A 24,145-nucleotide genomic window follows, 5' to 3' on the forward strand; every position below is an offset into this window, starting at 1 on the left:
GAGCACAATTGAGATTTTTAATCTCGTCAGATTCAAAATGAGCTTATCGCTCTTTTCAATACTTTATTGGAGAGTTTGATCCTGGCTCAGGACGAACGCTGGCGGCATGCCTAATACATGCAAGTCGAGCGGACTTGAAGAGAAGCTTGCTTCTTGGATGGTTAGCGGCGGACGGGTGAGTAACACGTAGGCAACCTGCCCTCAAGTTTGGGACAACTACCGGAAACGGTAGCTAATACCGAATAATTGTTTTCTTCGCCTGAAGAGAACTGGAAAGACGGAGCAATCTGTCACTTGGGGATGGGCCTGCGGCGCATTAGCTAGTTGGTGAGGTAACGGCTCACCAAGGCGACGATGCGTAGCCGACCTGAGAGGGTGATCGGCCACACTGGGACTGAGACACGGCCCAGACTCCTACGGGAGGCAGCAGTAGGGAATCTTCCGCAATGGGCGAAAGCCTGACGGAGCAATGCCGCGTGAGTGATGAAGGTTTTCGGATCGTAAAGCTCTGTTGCCAGGGAAGAACGCTTGGGAGAGTAACTGCTCTCAAGGTGACGGTACCTGAGAAGAAAGCCCCGGCTAACTACGTGCCAGCAGCCGCGGTAATACGTAGGGGGCAAGCGTTGTCCGGAATTATTGGGCGTAAAGCGCGCGCAGGCGGTCATTTAAGTCTGGTGTTTAATCCCGGGGCTCAACCCCGGATCGCACTGGAAACTGGGTGACTTGAGTGCAGAAGAGGAGAGTGGAATTCCACGTGTAGCGGTGAAATGCGTAGATATGTGGAGGAACACCAGTGGCGAAGGCGACTCTCTGGGCTGTAACTGACGCTGAGGCGCGAAAGCGTGGGGAGCAAACAGGATTAGATACCCTGGTAGTCCACGCCGTAAACGATGAGTGCTAGGTGTTAGGGGTTTCGATACCCTTGGTGCCGAAGTTAACACATTAAGCACTCCGCCTGGGGAGTACGGTCGCAAGACTGAAACTCAAAGGAATTGACGGGGACCCGCACAAGCAGTGGAGTATGTGGTTTAATTCGAAGCAACGCGAAGAACCTTACCAGGTCTTGACATCCCTCTGATCGATGCAGAGATGTATCTTTCCTTCGGGACAGAGGAGACAGGTGGTGCATGGTTGTCGTCAGCTCGTGTCGTGAGATGTTGGGTTAAGTCCCGCAACGAGCGCAACCCTTATATTTAGTTGCCAGCATTTCGGATGGGCACTCTAGATAGACTGCCGGTGACAAACCGGAGGAAGGTGGGGATGACGTCAAATCATCATGCCCCTTATGACCTGGGCTACACACGTACTACAATGGCCGGTACAACGGGCTGCGAAATCGCGAGATGGAGCCAATCCCAACAAAGCCGGTCTCAGTTCGGATTGCAGGCTGCAACTCGCCTGCATGAAGTCGGAATTGCTAGTAATCGCGGATCAGCATGCCGCGGTGAATACGTTCCCGGGTCTTGTACACACCGCCCGTCACACCACGAGAGTTTATAACACCCGAAGTCGGTGGGGTAACCGCAAGGAGCCAGCCGCCGAAGGTGGGATAGATGATTGGGGTGAAGTCGTAACAAGGTAGCCGTATCGGAAGGTGCGGCTGGATCACCTCCTTTCTATGGAGAATCGTTTCCCGAGTGGAAACATTCAAATACAAAATCTAGCCAGGTTGGCTAGTTACTCACTCGTTGCTCAGTTTTGAGAGCTTAAACTCTCAAACGTTTGGTGGCGATAGCGAAGGGGTTCCACACGTTCCCATCCCGAACACGACCGTTAAGCCCTTCAGCGTCGATGGTACTTGGACCGCAGGGTCCTGGGAGAGTAGAACGCCGCCAAGCGTAACCCATTTTGGGTTCAAATAGTATATGTAATGTGGGCCCTTAGCTCAGTTGGTTAGAGCGCACCTCTGATAAGGGTGAGGCCGGTGGTTCGAGTCCACCAGGGCCCACCATCTATACCTTTAAACTTTATATGGGGCCATAGCTCAGCTGGGAGAGCGCCTGCCTTGCAAGCAGGAGGTCAGCGGTTCGATCCCGCTTGGCTCCACCAAAAATGTTTTACAAGTTTGTTCTTTGAAAACTAGATATCGAAACGAAACAAACGCGAATTAGAACATTCCTTTAAGCTGATCTTGTGTAAACAAGTCAAGTGTATAAAGGTAGTTGAATTGCTTTTGTGATGGTATCGGGTGAGAGCGACTTTTGGCTTTGCGCAAGCAAAACAAGGGAAGCGAGCGACCGAAACCGGAACAAAATGGTTAAGCTACTAAGAGCACACGGAGGATGCCTAGGCGCTAGGAGCCGATGAAGGACGTGGCGAACAACGAAACTGCCTCGGGGAGCTGTAAGCAAGCTTTGATCCGGGGGTGTCCGAATGGGGAAACCCAGCTGGGGTAATTTCCAGTTACTCATAACTGAATACATAGGTTATGTAGAGGCATACCAGGGGAACTGAAACATCTAAGTACCCTGAGGAAGAGAAAACAATAGTGATTCCGTCAGTAGCGGCGAGCGAACGCGGAGAAGCCCAAACCAAAGAGCTTGCTCTTTGGGGTTGTGGGACGTCTCACATGGAGTTACAAAGGAACCGGTTAAGCGAAGAGGTCTGGAAAGGCCCGCCAAAGAAGGTAAAAGCCCTGTAGTTGAAAGTCTGTTCCCTCCGAGACGGATCCCGAGTAGTGCGGGGCACGTGAAACCCCGTATGAATCCGGCAGGACCATCTGCCAAGGCTAAATACTTCCTAGCGACCGATAGTGAAGCAGTACCGTGAGGGAAAGGTGAAAAGCACCCCGGAAGGGGAGTGAAATAGAACCTGAAACCGTGTGCTTACAAAAAGTCAGAGCCCGTTTTAGGGGTGATGGCGTGCCTTTTGTAGAATGAACCGGCGAGTTACGTTCCCGTGCAAGGTTAAGGTGAAGAGCCGGAGCCGCAGCGAAAGCGAGTCTGAATAGGGCGATGTAGTACGTGGACGTAGACCCGAAACCGGGTGATCTACCCCTGTCCAGGGTGAAGGTGCGGTAACACGCACTGGAGGCCCGAACCCACGCATGTTGAAAAATGCGGGGATGAGGTGGGGGTAGCGGAGAAATTCCAATCGAACTCGGAGATAGCTGGTTCTCCCCGAAATAGCTTTAGGGCTAGCCTCGGAAAACAGAGTCGTGGAGGTAGAGCACTGATTGGGTGCGGGGCCCGCAAGGGTTACCAAGCTCAGTCAAACTCCGAATGCCATAGACTTACTTCCGGGAGTCAGACAGTGAGTGCTAAGATCCATTGTCAAAAGGGAAACAGCCCAGACCATCAGCTAAGGTCCCCAAGTGTGTGTTAAGTGGGAAAGGATGTGGAGTTGCACAGACAACCAGGATGTTGGCTTAGAAGCAGCCATCATTGAAAGAGTGCGTAATAGCTCACTGGTCGAGTGACTCTGCGCCGAAAATGTAACGGGGCTAAACACACCACCGAAGCTATGGCTTGATGCTTTGCATCAGGGGTAGGGGAGCGTTGTATAAGGGTTGAAGGTGTACCGTAAGGAGCGCTGGACATTATACAAGTGAGAATGCCGGTATGAGTAACGAAAAGATCAGTGAGAATCTGATCCGCCGAAAGCCTAAGGGTTCCTGAGGAAGGCTCGTCCGCTCAGGGTAAGTCGGGACCTAAGGCGAGGCCGAAAGGCGTAGTCGAAGGACAACAGGTCGAAATTCCTGTACCACCGTAAGCCGTTATGAGCAATGGGGGGACGCAGTAGGGTAGTGACGCGGACTGATGGATGTCCGTCTAAGCAGTGAGGCTGATGTGTAGGCAAATCCGCACATTGTAAGGCTGAGCTGTGATGGGGAGCGAAAATTATAGTAGCGAAGGTCATGATCTCACACTGCCAAGAAAAGCCTCTAGCCAGGTGATGGTGCCCGTACCGCAAACCGACACAGGTAGGCGAGAAGAGTATTCTAAGGCGCGCGGAAGAACTCTCGTTAAGGAACTCGGCAAAATGACCCCGTAACTTCGGGAGAAGGGGTGCCCCGGTAGTGTGAATAGCACGAGGGGGCCGCAGTGAAAAGGCCCAAGCGACTGTTTAGCAAAAACACAGGTCTGTGCGAAGCCGTAAGGCGAAGTATACGGGCTGACGCCTGCCCGGTGCTGGAAGGTTAAGGGGAGTGGTTAGGAGCAATCCGAAGCTGTGAACCGAAGCCCCAGTAAACGGCGGCCGTAACTATAACGGTCCTAAGGTAGCGAAATTCCTTGTCAGGTAAATTCTGACCCGCACGAATGGCGTAACGACTTGGGCGCTGTCTCAACGAGAGATCCGGTGAAATTTTAATACCTGTGAAGATGCAGGTTACCCGCGACAAGACGGAAAGACCCCATGGAGCTTTACTGCAGCTTGATATTGAATTTGGGTACGATCTGTACAGGATAGGTGGGAGCCTTTGAAACGTGAGCGCCAGCTTGCGTGGAGGCAACGTTGGGATACCACCCTGATCGTATCTAGGTTCTAACCTGGTACCGTAATCCGGTGCGGGGACAGTGTCAGGTGGGCAGTTTGACTGGGGCGGTCGCCTCCTAAAGAGTAACGGAGGCGCCCAAAGGTTCCCTCAGAATGGTTGGAAATCATTCGAAGAGTGCAAAGGCATAAGGGAGCTTGACTGCGAGACCTACAAGTCGAGCAGGGACGAAAGTCGGGCTTAGTGATCCGGTGGTACCGCATGGAAGGGCCATCGCTCAACGGATAAAAGCTACCCTGGGGATAACAGGCTTATCTCCCCCAAGAGTCCACATCGACGGGGAGGTTTGGCACCTCGATGTCGGCTCATCGCATCCTGGGGCTGAAGTAGGTCCCAAGGGTTGGGCTGTTCGCCCATTAAAGCGGTACGCGAGCTGGGTTCAGAACGTCGTGAGACAGTTCGGTCCCTATCTGTCGTGGGCGTAGGAAATTTGAGAGGAGCTGTCCTTAGTACGAGAGGACCGGGATGGACGTACCGCTGGTGTACCAGTTGTTCCGCCAGGAGCACCGCTGGGTAGCTATGTACGGACGGGATAAACGCTGAAAGCATCTAAGCGTGAAGCCCCCCTCAAGATGAGATTTCCCAGTATGTAAGACCCCTTGAAGACGACGAGGTAGATAGGCTGGGGGTGGAAGTGCAGCAATGCATGGAGCTGACCAGTACTAATCGGTCGAGGGCTTATCCAATAGCAAGTTGTAATTCGCATGTTTCGTTTCGAATCTAGTTTTCAGGGAGCAATCCTTGAATGATGTTGATGATTGTTATTTGGAGAGATACCCAAGTGGCTATAAGGGGACCCTCTGCTAAGGGGTTAGACTGCGTAAGCGGTGCGAGGGTTCGAATCCCTCTCTCTCCGCCATCTTTACCTAAAGATGGACAAGCAATCAAGACACAATTAATATGGCGGTGTAGCTCAGCTGGCTAGAGCGTACGGTTCATACCCGTAAGGTCGGGGGTTCGATCCCCTCCGCCGCTACCATATTACCCAGGAGGCTTAGCTCAGCTGGGAGAGCATCTGCCTTACAAGCAGAGGGTCGGGGGTTCGATCCCCTCAGCCTCCACCATATACGCCGGTGTAGCTCAACTGGTAGAGCAACTGACTTGTAATCAGTAGGTTGGGGGTTCAAGTCCTCTCGCCGGCACCATTAATGCCTGGAACCGTGGTGTAGTTGGCCTAACATGCCTGCCTGTCACGCAGGAGATCGCGGGTTCGAATCCCGTCGGTTCCGCCATTAATCCTAAAAATTAAATATGGCTCGGTAGCTCAGTCGGTAGAGCAGAGGACTGAAAATCCTCGTGTCGGCGGTTCGATTCCGTCCCGAGCCACCTTTAATCCCTGGAGGATTAGCGAAGTGGCCAAACGCATCAGACTGTAAATCTGCTCCCGTACGGGTTCGGTGGTTCGAATCCATCATCCTCCACCAGTTTTATGAGTCATTAGCTCAGTTGGTAGAGCACCTGACTTTTAATCAGGGTGTCGAAGGTTCGAGCCCTTCATGACTCATCTTTAAGAAAAGAGTGATTAATCATTAATTTGATTAGTTGCTCTTTTTTTGTTATGTAATTTTAGCTCAATATGGATATTTATTAATGCTGGGCAAGATATGATAAACTAATAGAAAACATGCAGAGTGGTGACGTTCATTATATGAAGCTCATACCTGATTTAAAACAGCAAATTGAAGTCATTATAGGCACAAATTTGGACGAATATGAAATTACAATAGAAGAATGGATGCAATCTGTTGCCAATCTAGTTGGTAATCATGAAAATTTAGAGACCTTTGGTGATGAAGGTGAGTGTCAGGAGTTATCTGATCAATCTGCATCTCCAATTTCATCCGATGTAATCAGTTTGAATACGGGAAAGCGTATATTTTTTAAGGTTCGGATGAATGAGCAAGAAGAGACTGTCGTGTGTTGGGGATGCCCTGCAAAATCAATTACCGTAGAAACACGACAATTGATTGAGCTTTTGATCCGCACTAACACGGCTCTACCCGATGAGGTACAACCTGTTGTATATGAGAATGATAGGGAGCAGTATTTGACTGAATTGGGTCTCTGGCTTAAAGAGCAGATCGAAGAACCAACCAAGCAGGAATCTGAAGCGGTTCCTGATCGCTTTGTGGTGCCCGCAGGATTAAATGCTGAGAAGATTCTCTTCTTGCTGCAAGGCGATACACCGGATGCACATCGTTTACGGTCCAAGGAACTCAACAAGTTGCTTGAGAGTTACTTTGGCGAGGAAATTGTCTTGATTCCTTTGGGGGAGCAAGAGTGGATTTTCATGGGTGATAAAGAAATTGTTACTGAAGAAGCCGAAGAAGATACAACGGAAGCCAAAAAGGATTCACTGAACGCTTTTTGTCTGGGGTTGCATGAATTGGTTGCCAGTGAGTGGGCTGGGGTGTTCCATCTGTCTGCATCTCTGCCATGCATTCCTGCGCAACAACTTGTATCGGTCACAACTCTTCTTAGAGAGAGTGTTCACTTAGGGAGAGCATTCCATGTTACGCAGCATATTCATCTCCCATGGGATCTTCACCTGGAGAGGTTGGTAGCGAGCATTCCAGATGATCAACGTATACGTTTTATAAAGGAAACTGGTAAAGACACGGTAATCTTCAATGACAGTGAGACACTTGCTACGCTGGAGACTTTTTTTAGCCTGGACTGTAATGTCAGCGAGACAGCGAAACGACTTTTCATTCATCGTAATACGTTGGTATACCGCCTGGACAAGATCAAACAGGAGATTGGCTATGATGTGAGGCACTTCGAAAGTGCCGTTCTAGTGCAGTTTTTACTACTAATGTACAAAGTGACGAAAAAGCATTGATATTTTTGTGCAGTTTGCGAATAGTCAAACCTCACGTAGATAGGGTATTATAAAAATACAAATTGTATTCGATTACAAAATGATCTCTGAGGAGGCAACAATCATGGCTGGAGTACGTTTAGAGCATATTTTCAAAAAATACCCGGGTTCTGATAAAGCAACTGTAGTTGACATTAACCTGGACATTAAAGATAAAGAATTTCTGGTACTGGTAGGTCCGTCCGGTTGTGGTAAGTCAACAACACTTCGTATGATCGCAGGCCTTGAGGAAATTTCTGAAGGTAAACTCTATATCGGTGACCGTGTCGTTAATGATGTTGCACCTAAAGACCGCGATATCGCGATGGTATTCCAATCCTATGCCTTGTATCCACATATGAGCGTATATCAAAACATGGCGTTTGGTTTGAAATTGCGTAAGGTTAAAAAAGATGAGATCGACAAACGTGTACGTGAAGCAGCTAAAATTCTGGATATCGAACATTTGCTTGAGCGTAAACCTAAGGCATTGTCCGGTGGTCAACGTCAACGTGTCGCTTTGGGACGTGCGATTGTCCGTGATCCACAAGTGTTCTTGATGGATGAGCCTCTCTCCAACTTGGATGCCAAACTGCGTGGTCAAATGCGTGCTGAGATCACTAAACTTGCGAAACGTTTGGAAACAACTGTTATCTACGTAACGCATGACCAGATCGAAGCTATGACGATGGGTGATCGGATCGTTGTTATGAAGGATGGTATCATCCAACAAGCAGCTTCTCCGGAAGAGTTGTATAACCTGCCCGCTAACCTGTTCGTAGCTGGTTTCATCGGTTCCCCGACAATGAACTTTATCTCGGGTAAACTCGCTGAGCAAGGTACTAGCATGCATTTCATAGCTCCTGGTGTGGATGTTGAAATCCCGCAAGGTAAAGCACAAGTGTTGAAATCTAGAGGATACATTGGTAAAGAAGTGATTCTGGGTGTTCGTCCAGAAGACATTCACGAAGAGCCAGTATTCCTGGAAGCATCCCCGAACTCTGTATTCTCTACACACGTAGATGTTACAGAGAACCTGGGTCACGAAATGCTCCTCTACTTGAGCGGTGTTGGTAATGATACAACGATCGCACGTGTAGACGGACGTTCTAACACTCGTGATGGTTCCACAGTTAAAATGGCCATCGACATGAACAAAGTTCATATCTTTGACAAAGAGACTGAAGTGAACGTACTTCTTCAAGACAAATAATACTGGGATTCCTCGGTGACGATGGAACCTGACAGTTAACGCAATTATACATTGTAATGAGAGCCCCTTCCGTTATTGCTGGAAGGGGCTTTTTTAAGATTAATGAATTTATAAGTTTCGACAGAGTTGAAGGATTAATAATCGTAAGAAAAACACCCCTTAAACTACGAATGTAGTATCCTAGAAGGTGCTTCGATCAGAAGACTTTTCTTACTAATGGTTGTCGGAGGCTGCGATTGCATTCATCCCGGAATTCATTTAAGATTATTTGAAGGTCTGTCTTCATATATTTGAGAGAATCGACTGTTGGAAGGGTATGCATTCTGTACCCCATGTTGTGAATGCGCTAATAATGGAAATAACTGATACACGATCTGATGTACATAGAGGGACAGCTAATGCTGAAAGGAAGAGACAAATGGCGAAAAAAGTGAAAGTATCTGAACTGGTGCAGCAATTTCAGTTGGAGGTTGTTTCTGGATCTCACGGATTGAAAAGAGTCATTACGGTAGATGACCTGAACCGTCCTGGTCTGGAAATGGCCGGTTATTTTGAATACCATCCACAAGAACGGGTACAGCTGCTTGGAAGAACGGAGTTAGCTTTCTTTGCAATGTTACCTGAGCAAGAGCGGCGCGATCGTATGCAACGTCTTTGTACGGAAGAGACGCCTTGTATCGTTGTCACGCGTGGACTGGAAGTTCCGCAAGAGCTGATTGATATCAGTGAAGAGCAGAATCTGGCTGTACTTCGCAGCAACATGGCTACTACGATTCTATCCAGCCGGATCACGGGATTCCTGGAAAAGAAATTGGCACCAACAGCAACCATTCACGGTGTACTTTGTGATGTCTATGGCGTAGGTATGCTGATTACAGGTAGCAGCGGTATTGGTAAGAGTGAAACAGCGCTTGAACTGGTGAAACGTGGACACCGACTGATTGCCGATGATGCGGTAGAGATCCGCCAAACGTCAGATTTTCAGCTGCACGGTACTGCACCTGAATTGATCCGCCACTTGCTCGAGATTCGAGGTGTCGGTATTATCAACGTCATGACATTGTTCGGGGCTGGTGCGGTTCGGAATAACAAACGGATTACTTTGGTTGTACGTCTGGAAGCATGGCAGCAGGATAAACAATATGATCGTCTGGGTCTGGATGAAGAGACTACACGTATCATTGATACGGATGTACCTCTCGTTACGATTCCTGTTCGTCCGGGACGGAACTTGGCGGTTATTATTGAAGTGGCAGGTATGAACTATCGCCTGAAACAGATGGGTCTGAATGCTGCACTGCAATTCACGAACAAGCTGACAGCAACCATCTCGGAAGATATGGAAGACATGGATTAAGAAACATTTTATACAAGGAAATGAAGATAAATGGTTGACATGTACTGCTTCTCTTAAGGCGCAGTGTATGCCAACCATTCGTCATGCGTGCGATTGATTGAATAAATAGGAGTGTGAATGAATGGATACATTATTACTGTTGAACCCGATTGCGTTCTCTATTGGAGCGTTAAAGGTTCACTGGTACGGGCTTATTCTTGGTGCTGCGGCACTTATAGGACTCCTGCTCGTGATCCGGGAGGGCAAACGTTACAATATTCCACAGGAAGTGTTCATGGACATGGTCTTGCTGGGCGTGCCTTCTGCCATCATTGGTGCCCGCATCTACTACGTCGCATTTAAATGGGAAGATTATAAAGATAATTTCTGGGATGTCTTTAAAATATGGAATGGCGGTATCGCCATCTATGGTGCCCTTATTGGTGCAATCATCTGTGCAGTTATTTTCTTCCGTCGTAAAGGGTATAACTTCTGGCGTATGGCCGATATCTGTGCGCCTGGACTGCTCGTTGGACAGTTGATCGGACGCTGGGGGAACTTTGTGAATCAGGAAGCCTACGGCGGACCTGTAGAAGAATCATTTTTGAGAGACAAGCTTCATCTGCCGGACTTTATTGTGAATCAAATGAACGTAGAAGGCGTATTCCACCACCCTGCATTTTTGTATGAATCGATGTGGAGTCTCGTTGGTCTGGTCTTGCTGCTGGTTCTGCGTCGTCAGAAGTTTCTGCGTTCAGGTGAACTGTTCATGTCTTATTTCATCTGGTACTCTATCGGTCGCTTCTTTATTGAAGCTTTGCGTACGGACAGTCTGGGCTTCCAGGCTCCGCAGTGGGTTGCTTCACTAGTGAACGGGTTGTGGTCTCCAATGACTGCAATGGGCTTTGAACAAGGATATCTTGATCCTGCTTACGGTAACGTAAGAATCTCGCAACTGCTCGCGATTGGCATCATTATTGTTGCTGTTGTATTCATTGTGGTGAGAAGAGTGACAGGTAAAGCAGATGTTCGTTACAGTGATCCGATTGTATCGTCCAAAGTTACCTCAGATGATATGGAGCATACGGGAACAGTTGCTGGCAAAGAGAATAAGTTAACACCTCCAGCCAAAGATGAATTCAAGCAAGTTGATGATAAAAAGGAGTAATGCAACATGATTGACACGGTATTGTTTGATCTGGATGGAACAATTATTGATACCAATGAGTTGATTATCAGCTCATTCCAGCATGTCATGGGGGGATGGGAGCATTCAGCTCCATGGACACGGGAACAGATCATTCCACATATGGGTGGCACACTGGAGCAGCAAATGCGCACTTTCTCTGGCCAGGAGGAAGTCTCCGAGTACGTGAAAGGTTACCGTGCTTATAATGATATCCATCATGAAGCGATGGTTAGACCTTTTCCACATGTTATTGAGGTAGTAGAGGCGCTGCATCAGGCGGGCATTGTTATGGGTGTGGTCACAACCAAAATTCGTCCATCTACATTAAAGGTGCTAGAACGTTTTGACCTATTGAAGTATATGAAGACGATTGTAACAGTAACTGACGTAACGAATCCGAAGCCGCACGCTGAACCTGTACTGAAAGCGATGACGGAACTAGGTGCAGATCCTGCCAAAACGTTAATGGTGGGTGACAGTCCAGTGGATATCCAATCGGCACAGAATGCGGGCGCACTCTCGGCGGGGGTTGCATGGTCCCTTAAAGGGGAAACAATCCTGAACGGATATGGACCCGATCATATGTTGCATGACATGAGAGACTTGTTGAAACTCATCCGTATTGACACGGGACGTTCATGAGAAAAGTAACCCGCTATCCGGTAGAGGACCAGAATGCACTTTGGCATATCTACAAGACAGTGAGTCCGTGGAAGGGCGTTCGTAATTTTATCTGGATCCAGTTGTCACGTTATTGTCCGATCCTATCGGTGAAGAATTGGATTTACCGCCGAATGCTCGGTATGAAGGTGGGAAAACACACGGCCTTTGGCCTGATGGTGATGGTGGATGTGTTTTTTCCGGAGAAAATAACGGTCGGCGAAAACTCGGTCATCGGTTACAACACAACGATTCTCGCTCATGAGTATCTCATTAAGGAGTACAGGCTCGGTGAGGTGATTATCGGGGAAAATGTACTAATTGGTGCTAACACAACGATACTTCCCGGGGTAACCATAGGAGATGGAGCCGTTGTGGCTGCTGGAGCAGTCGTACATAAGGATGTTGCACCAGGAGCTTTTGTTGGAGGTAATCCACTGCGTGATTTATCCCGCGCGGCAGCTTCTACGGAAGAAACTGTCTTTAACACGGATGATTCTTCTCAGGGTAGTGTGCATTGAGTCAATAAAGTAATGAATGAAGATGAATCAATGAAGATGATTCGAAGTAAAAAGCTGCTGACGGCAGCTTTTTTCGTATATAAATACCGATTGGCGAGCGTTACGGTGTGTATATAAAACGATATGTCGATCCAAGGGCAATCAAGCTTTGGTATTGTTGACGGTAGTGCGGATTTCATGTTATCATATCCCATATCCTTTAGTTTGTTAGCACTTTACCATGTGAAAGTATTCTTGGAGAAATGAAGCATGATAAGGATTGGAATAAACCAATAGTTGAAGGCTTATGCGATAATACTGTGATTCAGGTTTATAAGATAGAATGGGGATTTACACTACATAAATCCTGTTGAAATAGAACGAGTGCAACTCTTAAATTACTGACTCGGGGTGAATATTACCAATGTCCAAACCAAAAGGTTTTGAAAAACCGACCGGATTCCGCGACTATACACCACATGTAGTATCCAAGCTGCGGACGATTGAACGCAATGTACTGGAATGTATGGAACGCTGGGGTTACCGTCAGATTATCACACCAACGATTGAATATTACGATACGGTAGGTGTGGCAAGCTCTACATCAGATCGTAAATTATTTAAATTGCTAAACAGCAGGGGAACCACACTGGTACTCAGATCGGATCTAACGGCTCCGATTGCACGCGTCGTTTCATCCATGCTCAAAGATGAGCAGTTGCCGCTGCGTCTGTCCTATCATGCGAACGTATTCCGTTCTATTGAAGAGGAAGCTGGACGTGAAGCTGAATTTTTCCAGACGGGCGTGGAGCTGGTTGGAGACGACTCACCTGAGGCGGATGCAGAAGTTGTTGCGCTTGCGATTGCCTCTTTGCAGGCAGCGGGTGTGTCTTCTTTTAAAATAGCGATGGGTCATATGGGATTCCTGAACGGATTACTGGAGGAAGTGATTCCAGGCCAGACCGCTGAGCAGGAGCAATTGAAGGAAGGGTTGCTCGGACGTGATTATGTCGGCTATCGCCAGTCAATTGAAGCATTGAATCTGGAGCCGAAGTTGAAAGAACAGCTTGAAGCGATCCTGCGTCTGCGTGGTGGCAAGGAAGTATGCACACATGCGGTAGAGCTAAGTTCAAGTGCTGAAGCAGCACAGTCGATTGCACATCTGTGTGCCGTATTCGAAGTGTTGGAAGCGTACGGTGTATCCGAGCATGTGCTGATTGATCTGACGATGATCGGTGATTTCTCCTATTATACGGGCATGACCTTTGAAGGGTATGCAGCCGAACTGGGATCCCCGGTATGTAGCGGCGGACGGTATGATAATCTGTTACAACAGTTTGGTCGTTCATTGCCAGCTACAGGATTTGCACTGAAAACGAACCGTATTATTGATGGTGTTCATGGCATTACCATTGAAGAGAAAAAACCGGTACTTATCCAATATACCCCGAAACGTCGGGCCGAGGCACTAACAGAAGCGGCAAGATTACGCAGTATGGGACAAAATGTAGTGACACTCCTTCTTCCCGAAGACGGGGCTGGGGCAAGTGCCGTATCGGTTGAAGCAAGAACTGCTCAGGCTGAGCAGGTTATTACTTACGGATCTGAAGAAGGAGGACGCTGAGATGTCGGATATTCTGAAGGTGGCCATGCCGAAGGGCCGAATCTATAAAAAAGCCTCCAAATTGTTTCGTGAAGCGGGGCTGGATATTCCAGAAGACGTGGACGATACACGCAGATTGGTCATCGAAGTACCGGAAGCGGGAATGGAATTCATTATGGCTAAGCCAGTAGATGTTCCAACATATGTGGAGTACGGTGTTGCCGATATCGGAATTGTTGGTAAAGACGTGCTGCTGGAGGAAGATCGGGATGTGTACGAACTGTTGAATCTGGGAATCGCTCAGTGCCGTATGTCTGTGATCGGACTTCCAGACTGGAAGCCAGGCATCCAGCAACGTGTTGCAACGAAGTATCCAAGGATTGCATCACAGTATTTCCGGGAGCAGGGGCAGCAGGTCGAGGTGATCAAGCTGAATGGTTCCATTGAGCTAGCGCCCCTGATTGGTCTGGCAGACCGGATTGTCGATCTGGTGGAGACAGGTCAGACGCTGCGTGAGAACGGATTGGTGGAGATGACAGGCATTCTGGATATCACGAGCCGTCTTATCGCCAATCGGGTAAGTTACCGGATGAAGAATGCACGAATCCAGGCTTTGTGTGATGCACTTCAACAGGTCATACCGGTATCGAATGAGATATCGGCGGGAAGCTTTCGGGGATAAATTACTGCTTCGGAAACATAGATGAGAAACATGCAAAGCAAAAGCAAAAGTAAAAGTAAGAGTAAGAGACAAAATAAAGAAGCAAATCGGCCACAAGAAGGCAGGTATTACAGAGGGTGAGGAGGTTGTACGTATGAAAATTGTACCTGCACGGGAGTTTGATCTGAAGCGGGAAGTGGAGTATGGCACGCCGGAGCAAAATGAAACGGTACGGCGTATTGTCAGCGACATTCGCCGTGAGGGTGATGCGGCACTGCTGCGTTACACGGAGCAGCTGGACCGTACAAAGCTGACGGCCGCGGAGTTGCGCGTGCCGCAGGAAGAGCTGCAGGCGGCTTATGCAGCCGTGGAGCCATCCTTTGTGACGGCGATCCGGCAAGCCGCCGCCAACATTCGTGCGTTTCATGAGAAACAGAAACGCAACTCGTGGATGGATTGGCAGCCGGACGGCAGCCTGCTGGGCCAGGTCATCCGACCGCTGAAGCGGGTCGGCGTCTATGTACCTGGCGGCAAAGCAGCGTATCCATCGTCTGTGCTGATGAATGTGATTCCGGCACAGGTGGCAGGCGTGCCGGAGATTGTTCTCGTGACGCCGCCGTCAACGAACGGTGGCGAAGGTATTAACCCGTACATCCTCGTTGCTGCTGCGGAAGCAGGCGTGAGCGAGATGTACCGGGTTGGCGGCGCTCAAGCTATCGCCGCCTTGGCTTACGGCACGGAGAGTATTGCACCGGTCGACAAGATCTGTGGACCGGGCAATATTTACGTGGCGCTCGCGAAGCGCGAGGTGTACGGTGCGGTCGATATCGATAGTATCGCCGGGCCGAGTGAGATTGTGGTGCTCGCCGATGATACGGCGAATCCGGTGTATGTCGCCGCCGACCTGTTGTCGCAGGCGGAACATGACGAGATGGCATCGGCCATTCTCGTCACGAATTCGGACACGCTGGCGGAAGCCGTGCAGGGCGAAGTGCAGCGGCAGCTTGAAGTGCTGCCGCGGCGTGATATCGCTGCTGCTTCCGTGGAGCAGTATGGCGCTATTATTGTGGTTGATTCCATCGATGAGGGAATTGACGTGGTGAACCGGCTCGCACCGGAGCATCTGGAGATCATGGTGCAGGAGCCGATGGCTTACGCTGGCCGGATCGAAAATGCCGGCGCGATTTTCCTCGGCCCGTACAGTTCGGAGCCGGTGGGGGATTATTTTGCAGGACCCAATCACATTATACCGACCAATGGCACTGCGCGGTTCAGTTCGCCAGTGGACGTGGATGATTTTATCAAGAAATCGAGTCTGATCTATTATAGTAAAGAAGCGCTGCTGCAGAACGGAGCGGCTATTATAGAGTTGGCCCGCCATGAGGGTCTTGAAGGGCATGCCCGTGCAATTGCTGTACGGTTAGAACAGGAAGGAAAGGCGGAATCGGACAATGGATAAGCAAAATAATGGTGTGGAACTTGAAAACAAAGGTGCAGCGCGCCAAGCAGAGGTTGACCGCAAAACAAACGAGACCAATATCCAATTGGCCTTTACTGTAGATGGAACAGGACAATCCACGATTGAAACGGATGTACCTTTCCTGAATCATATGCTGGATCTGTTCACAAAGCACGGACAATTCGACCTGAACGTGCAGGCCCGCGGAGATATTGATATCGACGATCATCACACGGTTGAAGACATCGGAATCTGTCTCGGACAGACGTTGCGAGAAGCGTTGGGTGACAAACGTGGAATTAAGCGTTACGCCAGTGTTTTTGTACCAATGGACGAGGCACTCGCTCAGGTCATTATTGATGTGAGTAACCGACCTCACTTTGAATACCGTGCAGAATACCCTTCCCAACAAGTAGGCAGTTTCTCCACGGAGCTGGTACATGAATTCCTGTGGAAATTAGCGCTGGAAGCTCGGATTACGTTACATGTCATTGTGCACTATGGTCAGAACACCCACCACATGATTGAAGCGATCTTTAAGGCGCTGGGACGTGCACTGGATGAAGCAACGATGATTGATCCACGTGTAACGGGTGTGCCTTCCACGAAGGGAGTGCTGTAGACGATGGCGATTGCAATTGTCGATTACGGTATGGGTAACCTGCACAGCGTCGGCAAAGCGGTCGAACGTCTTGGCTACGAAGCGCTGGTCACGGGTGACCGGGAAGAGATTCTTGGCGCAGATGGTGTCATTCTGCCAGGCGTAGGTGCTTTTGGTGATGCGATGGTTCATCTGCGGGAGAGTGGACTGGATACGGTGGTGAAGGAAGCCGCTGCCGGGTCCAAGCCACTGCTCGGTATCTGTCTGGGCATGCAATTATTGTTCAGCTCAAGTGAAGAGCATGGCGAGCATGCGGGACTGGATATTTTGCCAGGTAAAGTGGTGCGATTCGCACCAGGAGAGCTGAAAGTTCCTCATATGGGATGGAACCGTTTGGAATTCCTGCACGCGGAAAATCCTCTATTTACGGGGCTTGAAGCAGGGCACGTCTATTTTGTCCATTCCTATCATGCGCTCACTGAAAACAGGGACGATCTGCTGGCCGTAACGGATTACGGACATCCGGTGACAGCCATTGTAGGCAGAGGATCCAACTTCGGCATGCAATTCCACCCGGAGAAAAGTGGAGAGCTTGGTATAAAGCTGCTCGGTAACTTTTTGGCTCTGACAGGAGCACCTGTACAAAGGTAAAACATCATCTCTTCTTAACTATAGAAAGCGTACAAATCTAATTCATATTCAGGAGGCCTTGTATGTCATCTTTTATCCTATATCCGGCGATTGATATCCGGGACGGCAAATGTGTAAGACTGGTGCAGGGAGATTATAATCAGGAGACCGTGTATAACGATGACCCGGTTCAAGTGGCTTTATCTTGGGAGAAACAAGGCGGTACATATGTCCATCTGGTGGATCTGGATGGTGCGAAAGCAGGGCACCCTGTTAACGATGAGCTGATCGGGCGGATTGCCTCGGCTGTGAACGTACCTGTTCAGGTGGGCGGCGGACTTCGTACGGTAGCGGATGTAGAACGTTTGCTGGGTCTGGGTGTTAGCCGGCTGATCATTGGAACAGCAGCGATTGAGGATCGTGCTTTTACAGAGGAAGTACTGGGACGTTATGGCGACAAAGTGGCAATTGGCATCGACGCTCGTAACGGTTACGTGGCAACTCGCGGTTGGCTTGAAACATCGGAAGTGCAAGCAGAGGTACTCGCAAAGGAATTGGCGGCATATGGGGCAGAAACGTTTATCTTTACGGATATTTCCCGTGATGGCATGATGCAGGGTCCTAATGTGGAAGCGATTGTGTCTCTAGCCAAGGCAAGCGGACGGACGGTTATTGCTTCCGGCGGTGTGAGTGTAATGGATGATCTGCTCCGTCTGAGTCGCCACGCGGATGATGGTGTTGGTGGAGCAATTGTGGGTAAAGCACTGTATACGGGAAGCATCGATCTGTCTGAAGCAGTACGTGCGGTCAATAAGTAAGGGATATTCGGATAGAGAGGAAGAGGTAGCATGCTGGCAAAAAGAATCATCCCCTGTCTGGACGTGAAGGACGGCCGGGTCGTCAAAGGCGTCAACTTCGTTAATCTCCGCGATGCGGGTGATCCGGTAGAGCTGGCGGCACTATATGACCGCGAGGGCGCGGACGAATTGGTGTTTCTCGATATCTCCGCTTCGGTAGAAGGTCGCGAAACGATGGAAGAAGTCGTGCGGCAGACGGCGGGCGAGATCGCTATTCCCTTTACGGTAGGTGGTGGCATCTCCAAAGTGGAGGACATGAAGCGGATTCTCCGTGCAGGTGCCGACAAGATTGCAGTGAATACAGCCGCAGTACTTAATCCACAGTTGATTGCCGATGGCGCACGTCGTTTTGGTTCACAGTGTATCGTCGTAGCGATCGACGCCAAGTATAATGAAGCTTGGGGTGAGTGGGAAGTCTATACCCATGGTGGACGGAAACCCTCCGGGATCAAGGCGCTGGAATGGGTTAAACAGGCTGAGAGCTTGGGCGCGGGGGAGATTCTTCTCACAAGTATGGACGCGGACGGAACAAAAGACGGCTTTGATCTGAAGCTGACGGCAGCGGTATCCGAATCTGTGCGTATTCCAGTCATCGCATCGGGCGGTGCGGGCAAGGAATCTCATTTCTATGATGTATTTACCACAGGCAAAGCGGACGCAGGGCTGGCCGCAACGATTTTCCATTACAAAGAAATCGCCGTACCGGCGTTAAAACAACATTTGAGAGAACAAGGGGTGGAGATCCGTGACTAAAGTGAGCGATGAAATCAAGGAACAGTTATCCTTGGAACAGGTTGTGGAACACATTCGTTGGAGTGACGGTTTGGTTCCTGCCATTGTGCAGGATTTAGATACTCGTGAAGTTTTAATGATGGCTTATATGAATCGCGAATCCCTGAAGTTGTCGCTGGAATCCGGTGAGACCTGGTTCTGGTCACGCTCGCGTCAGGAGTTGTGGCATAAAGGGGCAACATCTGGCAACGTGCAGACGATTACTTCCCTAAAATATGATTGTGACGGCGATACCTTGTTGGTTGAGGTGAAACCGAACGGTCCGGCTTGCCATACAGGGGCGGTAACTTGTTTCCATAATGAAATCATTGGTTTGCCAGAGAAATCGGCAGACGAGGCTTCGGATGAAGCGGGTGCGGCATCTGCTTCTGCAAGTTCCGGTTCCGAAAGTCGCTTTGAGGTATTGGCTGAACTGGAATCCGTTATTGCAGAGCGTGAACGTGAGCGTCCTGAGGGTGCATATACAACGTATCTGTTTGATAAAGGTGTAGACAAAATACTGAAAAAAATCGGTGAAGAAGCGTCCGAGACGATCATCGCCGCCAAAAATAAAGATAATGACGAGCTTCGTCTGGAAGTCAGTGACCTGATGTATCACCTGCTCGTCCTGTTACAAGAACGCAAGCTGCCGCTGGACGACATTATGTCAGAGCTGAGCCGCCGTCATGAACGGCCTCGCCGCGATTAGGAGGCGAGTTTCGTGCGTATAGACTATCATACACACCATGAGCGGTGTGGACATGCCGTGGGCAAACTGGAAGAGTACGTGCAGCGTGGTGTGGAGATCGGACTATCCCAGATTGGATTGTCCGATCACATGCCCTTGTTGCATGTCGATCCGGCTCAATATTATCCGGAAATGGCGATGCCTATGGATGAACTGCCGCGTTACGTAGAGGAGTGTTTCTCCCTGAAAGAACGTTACCGTGGGCAGATTGACGTACGTGTTGGTCTGGAAGGTGACTATATCGAAGGCTGGGAAACAGAGATCCGTGCAATCATTGAGCGTTATCCATGGGATTATGTGATTGGCTCTGTGCATTTTCTTGGGGAATGGGACATTACGGATTTCCGCCAGACCCATCACTGGGAGGGCAAAGACATCCTTGAAGTATATCGTCAGTACTACGATGCCGTAAGCAAGGCAGCCGCCACGGGCATGTACGATATTATGGGCCATACGGATGTCATTAAACGGTTTGGCTATGTTCCTTCAACGGAGCAGACAGAAGAACGTATCTCACTGGAGAACGCAGCGCTGCAGGCTATTGCCAAAAGTGGTTGCGCCATGGAGCTGAATGCTTCCGGGATATCGAAGCCTTGTGCCGAGATGTTCCCTAGTCGCAGAATGCTGACAGAAGCCATTCGCTTGGGTATTCCATTAACCATGGGCTCTGATGCACATGACCCAATGAAGCTGGGCGATTATTTGCCTGAAGCTGAAGCACTTTTACATGAGTTGGGCTGTACGGAAGTCGCTGTTTTTGAAGGCCGTCATCGCTCGTTCATTCCTTTAAATGTATAAGCCATTGGAGTATAATGAGGGTAGGAAATAACCTTTTAGAGGTAGTTCAAAAATTCCGCCTTTGATTACGAAGGATGCCTAATGGCATCTTCAGCATCGAAGCTGGAATTCAGCCGAAATGTCCGTTGCTCACGTAGTTTTGCCTACGCTCCGCTACTCCATTTCTAGCTTTATCCCATCTTCTCGGTACTGAAAACCGGTCTTTTTGAACACTCGCTTTTAGATAAGGGATTATATAGGGACTTCAACCCTCGGGAGGGCATTATGCAGCATTCGTTACGTATTTTTTCCGGTTCATCGAACCCTAAGCTGGCAGAACAGGTATGTGACAAGCTGGGTGTACAACTGGGCAAGATCAAGCTGTCCAGGTTCAAGAGCGGAGAAATATACGTTCATTATGAAGAAACGATTCGTAATTGTGATGTGTTTCTGGTACAGTCGTTGTCTCATCCGATCAACGAGCTGTTTGTCGAGTTGCTTGTGATGATTGATGCTGCAAAGAGGGCTTCAGCGCGCACTGTTAACATCATTGTTCCGTATTACGGTTATGCTCGTCAAGAGCGCAAATCCGCACCACGGGAACCGATCTCGGCCAAGATGGTAGCAGATGTATTAACTACGGCTGGCGCCAATCGAGTGGTAACGATTGACCTGCACGCAGCGGCCATTCAGGGATTTTTCAACATTCCGGTTGACCATATGACATCACTGGATCTGATTAGTGATTATCTGTTAAGCAAAGGAATCGAGAACCCTGTTGTCGTCTCCCCGGATGCGGGACGAGCATCGATGGCAGAGAAGCTGGCGAACCGTCTGGATTCTCCATTTGCCATTATGATCAAGAAACGTCCAAGCCATAATGAATCGGTGATTACCCATGTCATTGGTGATGTAGAAGGACGGACACCTATTATTATTGAGGATCTGATCGACACTGGAACAACCATTCTGAATGTCGTGGAAGGGTTGAAGGAACGTGGCTCCAAAAATGTATATGTATGTGCAACACACGGATTGTTCTCGGATGGTGCAGTAAGTAAATTGAATCACCCGTCGATTGAAGAGGTGGTAGTTACGGACTCGATCGCACTGCCAGATGATCACCCTGAATGCTTCAAAGTGTTACCTGTTGCGCCAATGCTGGCCCGCGCTGTACGCATTATTGTGGATGGTGGCTCCATGGCCACATTGTTTAAGGATTCTGGCATTTAGAGCATCGAAGATATAACGGTGTGCTGCCAGATGAATTGTTCCGTGTCTGAGTTGTTATCTGCTCAGCACGGTTTTTTTTGTTTTGGCTCTTTGAATTCAATTCTTGCTTTGCTGCTCAGAGGCTTGTGCTATAATAACATAAAATCAGTTATGATAGCGTTATCATATAGTATTCAGCCCCTAAGGTGAGATGGATGCTGAACAGTAGAACCACGGCTGAGAACATTGGCATCGTGGAGTGAGGAGTGGGGTCTATTGTCTCGTAATTGGTACTATCGGTTATTGTTCTCGTACTTCCCAATTTTTTTTCTTACGGTGACCATACTCATTTTCATCGCGTTTGTTTTCATCAATGACATCTCTAAAGAGGAAACAAAAAAAGCAGACCGGATTTCCTCCAGTTATATGATAGACACGGTGGATCGCACAATCAGGGATATTGAACTATCCATCCTGGAAACGGTACAGAGTCAGCAGGCATACAAACTCTATTTTAATAACACAAACCTGACCAGCTCGGACACGGTGTATGCAATTGCGCAGAATTTACGTGAGCTATCCAATTCGTCCTCATGGATTCAGTCCATCTATCTATATGACAAGCGAAATAAACATGTTCTGACCGTAAGTGGTTCCAGAGAAGTGGAAGGTTTCTCGGATAAGGCATGGATTGATCAGATGGGTACCGGGTCGATCGGTTCAGGCTGGCAGCCGGTCCGGGAATTCGATGCGGACTCTGTTCAACGTACCCCTATTCGCGTATTAACCGTGAACAAGGACATGCCTTTGCCTTTTGGCTCTCAGGGCACATTGGTCATTAATATCAAGATGAGCAGCATTGAACAGAGTGTAGATAGTATGGTTAATGGTCAGCTCTCATTCCTGACGATTACGGATCGGGACGGTAAGGTTGTGTATAACGCACATTCGGACCAAGAGGGCTCGATAGACGGTCAGGAACTGAATAGGCTAGCGCTAGAAAGACTGGGCTGGACAATATCCAGTGGAATTAAGGCTGGCAACTTGTTTGGCTGGGTATCGGTCATATCTTATGTATGGGTGATCATTGCTATTGTGACTGTCATCTGTGCGATTGTATATATCGTGTATATTACTCGCCGTAACTATAAACCCATTCAGATCATCATGAACCGGATTGAGTCTCATCAGATTCGGGCGTTCGAACACTCAGGTGCTCGCACGGATGAGATGAAGATGATTGACGGTGTGCTTGAGAATCTGATTAATCATATGATGGATTATGACAAGAAAAGCAGGGAAAATGTACTTATGCAGCGCAGCAAGTTGTTCAATGCCCTGTTGCATGGTGAACACATGGAAAATGCAGCAGAGCAATTAAAAGAGCTTTCTCCATTGAATGACGTGCATGACTCGTCGCGTTTTGTCGTTGTTGTTGGAGAGATTAACCGTTATGAGAAGGGATTTCAGGAGAGGTACACGAGAGGTGAACAAAATACGCTGAAATTTGCCTTGATGAACGTTTTGCAAGAGCTGTCACGTAATACGGGAGTCCAATGCTGGACGGAATGGATTAGTGTGGATCGAATTGCAATCCTTTTTGTGTTCAAAGAACAGAATGATAACAACTTGGATATGTCTGGGCAGATTCGTGTTGTAGCTGAGGAATGCAAATCTTGGGTAGAACAAAATCTACGCATTTCCTTAAGCTTTGGCATTGGACCTATCGCTCAGGGAATCGGTACAATACGAGATTCCTATGCGGCCGCAGAAGCGGTAATGCAACGTAAACTGTTGATGACTGGAGATGTCGGCCAAGCCGACTGCGGTGAAACGCAGCATCCTTTGCTGGATACCTATACCTATCTGCAGATGATTGCGGACTTTGTTAAGCGGTTCCGGATGTCGAGTGGACAGTGGCGGGAACAGTTGGAGGAGATCTTTACAGCGTTTGAACAGAACAAACTGCCGGATGATGAGATTCGTTCTCTGATTCAGGCCATGTTACAGATGCTCAGCCGAGAGGTGGCCATGATGTCGGAAGGACTCCAGGAAGAGCTGTCCGAAGAAAACATCAACAGATGGTTGAGTGCTGTAGAAGAGGCAGAGACGCTTGCGGATGTGAAAAGTCTTTTGTTTGATGGTCTGACGGACTTGTTCAGAACGTATGTAGCGGTAACGGAAACCAAGAGCTACAAAGCCATGGTCAACGAAATGAAAAATTATATCGAAGAACAGTTTGCGAATCCTGATCTTTCATTGAAACATCTGAGCGATCGATTCCAGATTACGGGCAAACATGCGAGTTATTTGTTCAAGACAGAATTCAACATGAAGTTTGTTGATTTTGTTACAGAGCTTCGCATGAAGGAGACGGAGCAGCTTCTGCTCAATACCGATTACTCTTTGCAGGATATTGCCCTGAAGGTGGGGTATGCAAATGGAATTACGTTGGGACGTGTATTTAAGCGGGTAACGGGTATTACACCAGGAGATTATCGTCGTTTGAAACGTGAACATCGAGAACCCGAAGAGTAAAGCAAAAGTGATCCTATTCTGAGATCTGTACATCA

The 24,145-nt window shown here is 48.7% G+C and carries 17 protein-coding genes, 10 tRNA genes and 3 rRNA genes; all 30 read left to right on the top strand.

The features are described from left to right. Window positions 1-63 precede the first annotated feature (63 nt). The 30 genes from V6668_RS00675 (at window position 64) to V6668_RS00820 (ending at window position 24,110) form a co-directional block, all read left to right on the top strand. A 16S ribosomal RNA gene (locus V6668_RS00675) occupies window positions 64-1,616 on the top strand. Window positions 1,617-1,721: 105 nt separating this feature from the next. Then, window positions 1,722-1,838 (top strand): 5S ribosomal RNA (gene rrf, locus V6668_RS00680). Between the two features lie 36 nt (window positions 1,839-1,874). Next, window positions 1,875-1,951: transfer RNA gene (locus tag V6668_RS00685), tRNA-Ile, on the top strand. 22 nt (window positions 1,952-1,973) lie between these two features. After that, window positions 1,974-2,049, top strand: a tRNA-Ala gene (locus V6668_RS00690). 206 nt (window positions 2,050-2,255) lie between these two features. Beyond that, window positions 2,256-5,181: ribosomal RNA gene (locus tag V6668_RS00695) — 23S ribosomal RNA — on the top strand. Together the 16S, 23S and 5S rRNA genes with 10 tRNA genes alongside form the textbook arrangement of a ribosomal RNA operon. An 81-nt stretch (window positions 5,182-5,262) precedes the next feature. Then, window positions 5,263-5,354, top strand: a tRNA-Ser gene (locus tag V6668_RS00700). Window positions 5,355-5,397: 43 nt separating this feature from the next. After that, a tRNA-Met gene (locus V6668_RS00705) sits at window positions 5,398-5,474 on the top strand. A gap of 9 nt (window positions 5,475-5,483) precedes the next feature. Further along, a tRNA-Val gene (locus V6668_RS00710) sits at window positions 5,484-5,559 on the top strand. A gap of 5 nt (window positions 5,560-5,564) precedes the next feature. Continuing rightward, window positions 5,565-5,640: transfer RNA gene (locus V6668_RS00715), tRNA-Thr, on the top strand. Between the two features lie 9 nt (window positions 5,641-5,649). Beyond that, window positions 5,650-5,727 (top strand) — tRNA-Asp (locus V6668_RS00720). A 21-nt stretch (window positions 5,728-5,748) separates the two neighbouring features. Next, window positions 5,749-5,821: transfer RNA gene (locus V6668_RS00725), tRNA-Phe, on the top strand. A gap of 12 nt (window positions 5,822-5,833) precedes the next feature. Further along, a tRNA-Tyr gene (locus V6668_RS00730) sits at window positions 5,834-5,919 on the top strand. 7 nt (window positions 5,920-5,926) lie between these two features. After that, window positions 5,927-5,999: transfer RNA gene (locus V6668_RS00735), tRNA-Lys, on the top strand. 120 nt (window positions 6,000-6,119) lie between these two features. Continuing rightward, complete coding sequence (locus V6668_RS00740) at window positions 6,120-7,337, top strand: helix-turn-helix domain-containing protein (RefSeq protein ID WP_143781510.1); 1,218 nt, start codon at window positions 6,120-6,122, stop codon at window positions 7,335-7,337. Between the two features lie 103 nt (window positions 7,338-7,440). Continuing rightward, window positions 7,441-8,568 (top strand): ABC transporter ATP-binding protein, encoded by a 1,128-nt coding sequence (locus V6668_RS00745; protein WP_017691279.1) that lies wholly within the window; start codon window positions 7,441-7,443, stop codon window positions 8,566-8,568. 418 nt (window positions 8,569-8,986) lie between these two features. Next, a complete protein-coding gene (gene hprK / locus V6668_RS00750) occupies window positions 8,987-9,925 on the top strand; it encodes an HPr(Ser) kinase/phosphatase (RefSeq protein WP_017691278.1) in 939 nt (312 codons plus the stop codon). A gap of 121 nt (window positions 9,926-10,046) precedes the next feature. Continuing rightward, complete coding sequence (gene lgt / locus V6668_RS00755; RefSeq protein WP_338707473.1) at window positions 10,047-11,072, top strand: prolipoprotein diacylglyceryl transferase; 1,026 nt, start codon at window positions 10,047-10,049, stop codon at window positions 11,070-11,072. A gap of 6 nt (window positions 11,073-11,078) precedes the next feature. Further along, window positions 11,079-11,735: a pyrophosphatase PpaX gene (gene ppaX / locus V6668_RS00760; RefSeq protein ID WP_338707474.1), complete on the top strand. Its 657-nt coding sequence runs from the start codon at window positions 11,079-11,081 to the stop codon at window positions 11,733-11,735. After that, window positions 11,732-12,274 carry an acyltransferase gene (locus V6668_RS00765; protein WP_036616162.1) on the top strand — a complete coding sequence of 181 codons (543 nt, stop codon included), beginning with the start codon at window positions 11,732-11,734 and terminating at the stop codon, window positions 12,272-12,274. Before ppaX ends, V6668_RS00765 begins: the two co-directional genes overlap by 4 nt. Window positions 12,275-12,677: 403 nt before the next feature. Then, window positions 12,678-13,877, top strand: coding sequence for an ATP phosphoribosyltransferase regulatory subunit (locus V6668_RS00770; RefSeq protein WP_076254314.1), 1,200 nt, complete (start codon window positions 12,678-12,680; stop codon window positions 13,875-13,877). Between the two features lies 1 nt (window position 13,878). Next, complete coding sequence (gene hisG / locus V6668_RS00775) at window positions 13,879-14,538, top strand: ATP phosphoribosyltransferase (RefSeq protein WP_338707475.1); 660 nt, start codon at window positions 13,879-13,881, stop codon at window positions 14,536-14,538. A 133-nt stretch (window positions 14,539-14,671) separates the two neighbouring features. Beyond that, complete coding sequence (gene hisD, locus V6668_RS00780; protein ID WP_338707476.1) at window positions 14,672-15,976, top strand: histidinol dehydrogenase; 1,305 nt, start codon at window positions 14,672-14,674, stop codon at window positions 15,974-15,976. Continuing rightward, a complete protein-coding gene (hisB, locus tag V6668_RS00785) occupies window positions 15,969-16,598 on the top strand; it encodes an imidazoleglycerol-phosphate dehydratase HisB (protein ID WP_338707477.1) in 630 nt (209 codons plus the stop codon). The genes hisD and hisB overlap by 8 nt, the downstream gene beginning before the upstream one ends. 3 nt (window positions 16,599-16,601) lie before the next feature. Then, window positions 16,602-17,228 carry an imidazole glycerol phosphate synthase subunit HisH gene (gene hisH / locus V6668_RS00790; protein WP_338707478.1) on the top strand — a complete coding sequence of 209 codons (627 nt, stop codon included), beginning with the start codon at window positions 16,602-16,604 and terminating at the stop codon, window positions 17,226-17,228. Window positions 17,229-17,290: 62 nt separating this feature from the next. Continuing rightward, entirely contained in the window at window positions 17,291-18,025 is a 735-nt protein-coding gene (gene hisA / locus V6668_RS00795; protein WP_047841450.1) for a 1-(5-phosphoribosyl)-5-[(5-phosphoribosylamino)methylideneamino]imidazole-4-carboxamide isomerase, read from the top strand. 30 nt (window positions 18,026-18,055) lie between these two features. Further along, window positions 18,056-18,817: an imidazole glycerol phosphate synthase subunit HisF gene (hisF, locus tag V6668_RS00800; RefSeq protein ID WP_017691268.1), complete on the top strand. Its 762-nt coding sequence runs from the start codon at window positions 18,056-18,058 to the stop codon at window positions 18,815-18,817. Then, complete coding sequence (hisIE, locus tag V6668_RS00805) at window positions 18,810-19,544, top strand: bifunctional phosphoribosyl-AMP cyclohydrolase/phosphoribosyl-ATP diphosphatase HisIE (protein ID WP_422395236.1); 735 nt, start codon at window positions 18,810-18,812, stop codon at window positions 19,542-19,544. The genes hisF and hisIE overlap by 8 nt, the downstream gene beginning before the upstream one ends. A gap of 12 nt (window positions 19,545-19,556) precedes the next feature. Further along, the gene (gene hisJ, locus V6668_RS00810) at window positions 19,557-20,381 is read left to right on the top strand and encodes a histidinol-phosphatase HisJ (protein ID WP_036616181.1); all 825 of its coding nucleotides are present in this window, start codon (window positions 19,557-19,559) and stop codon (window positions 20,379-20,381) included. Window positions 20,382-20,645: 264 nt separating this feature from the next. Further along, the gene (locus V6668_RS00815; RefSeq protein ID WP_036616184.1) at window positions 20,646-21,593 is read left to right on the top strand and encodes a ribose-phosphate diphosphokinase; all 948 of its coding nucleotides are present in this window, start codon (window positions 20,646-20,648) and stop codon (window positions 21,591-21,593) included. A gap of 255 nt (window positions 21,594-21,848) precedes the next feature. Continuing rightward, entirely contained in the window at window positions 21,849-24,110 is a 2,262-nt protein-coding gene (locus tag V6668_RS00820; protein ID WP_036616187.1) for a helix-turn-helix domain-containing protein, read from the top strand. Window positions 24,111-24,145: the final 35 nt, after the last annotated feature.

The organism is Paenibacillus amylolyticus, assembly GCF_036894225.1.
Lineage (GTDB): Bacteria > Bacillota > Bacilli > Paenibacillales > Paenibacillaceae > Paenibacillus > Paenibacillus amylolyticus.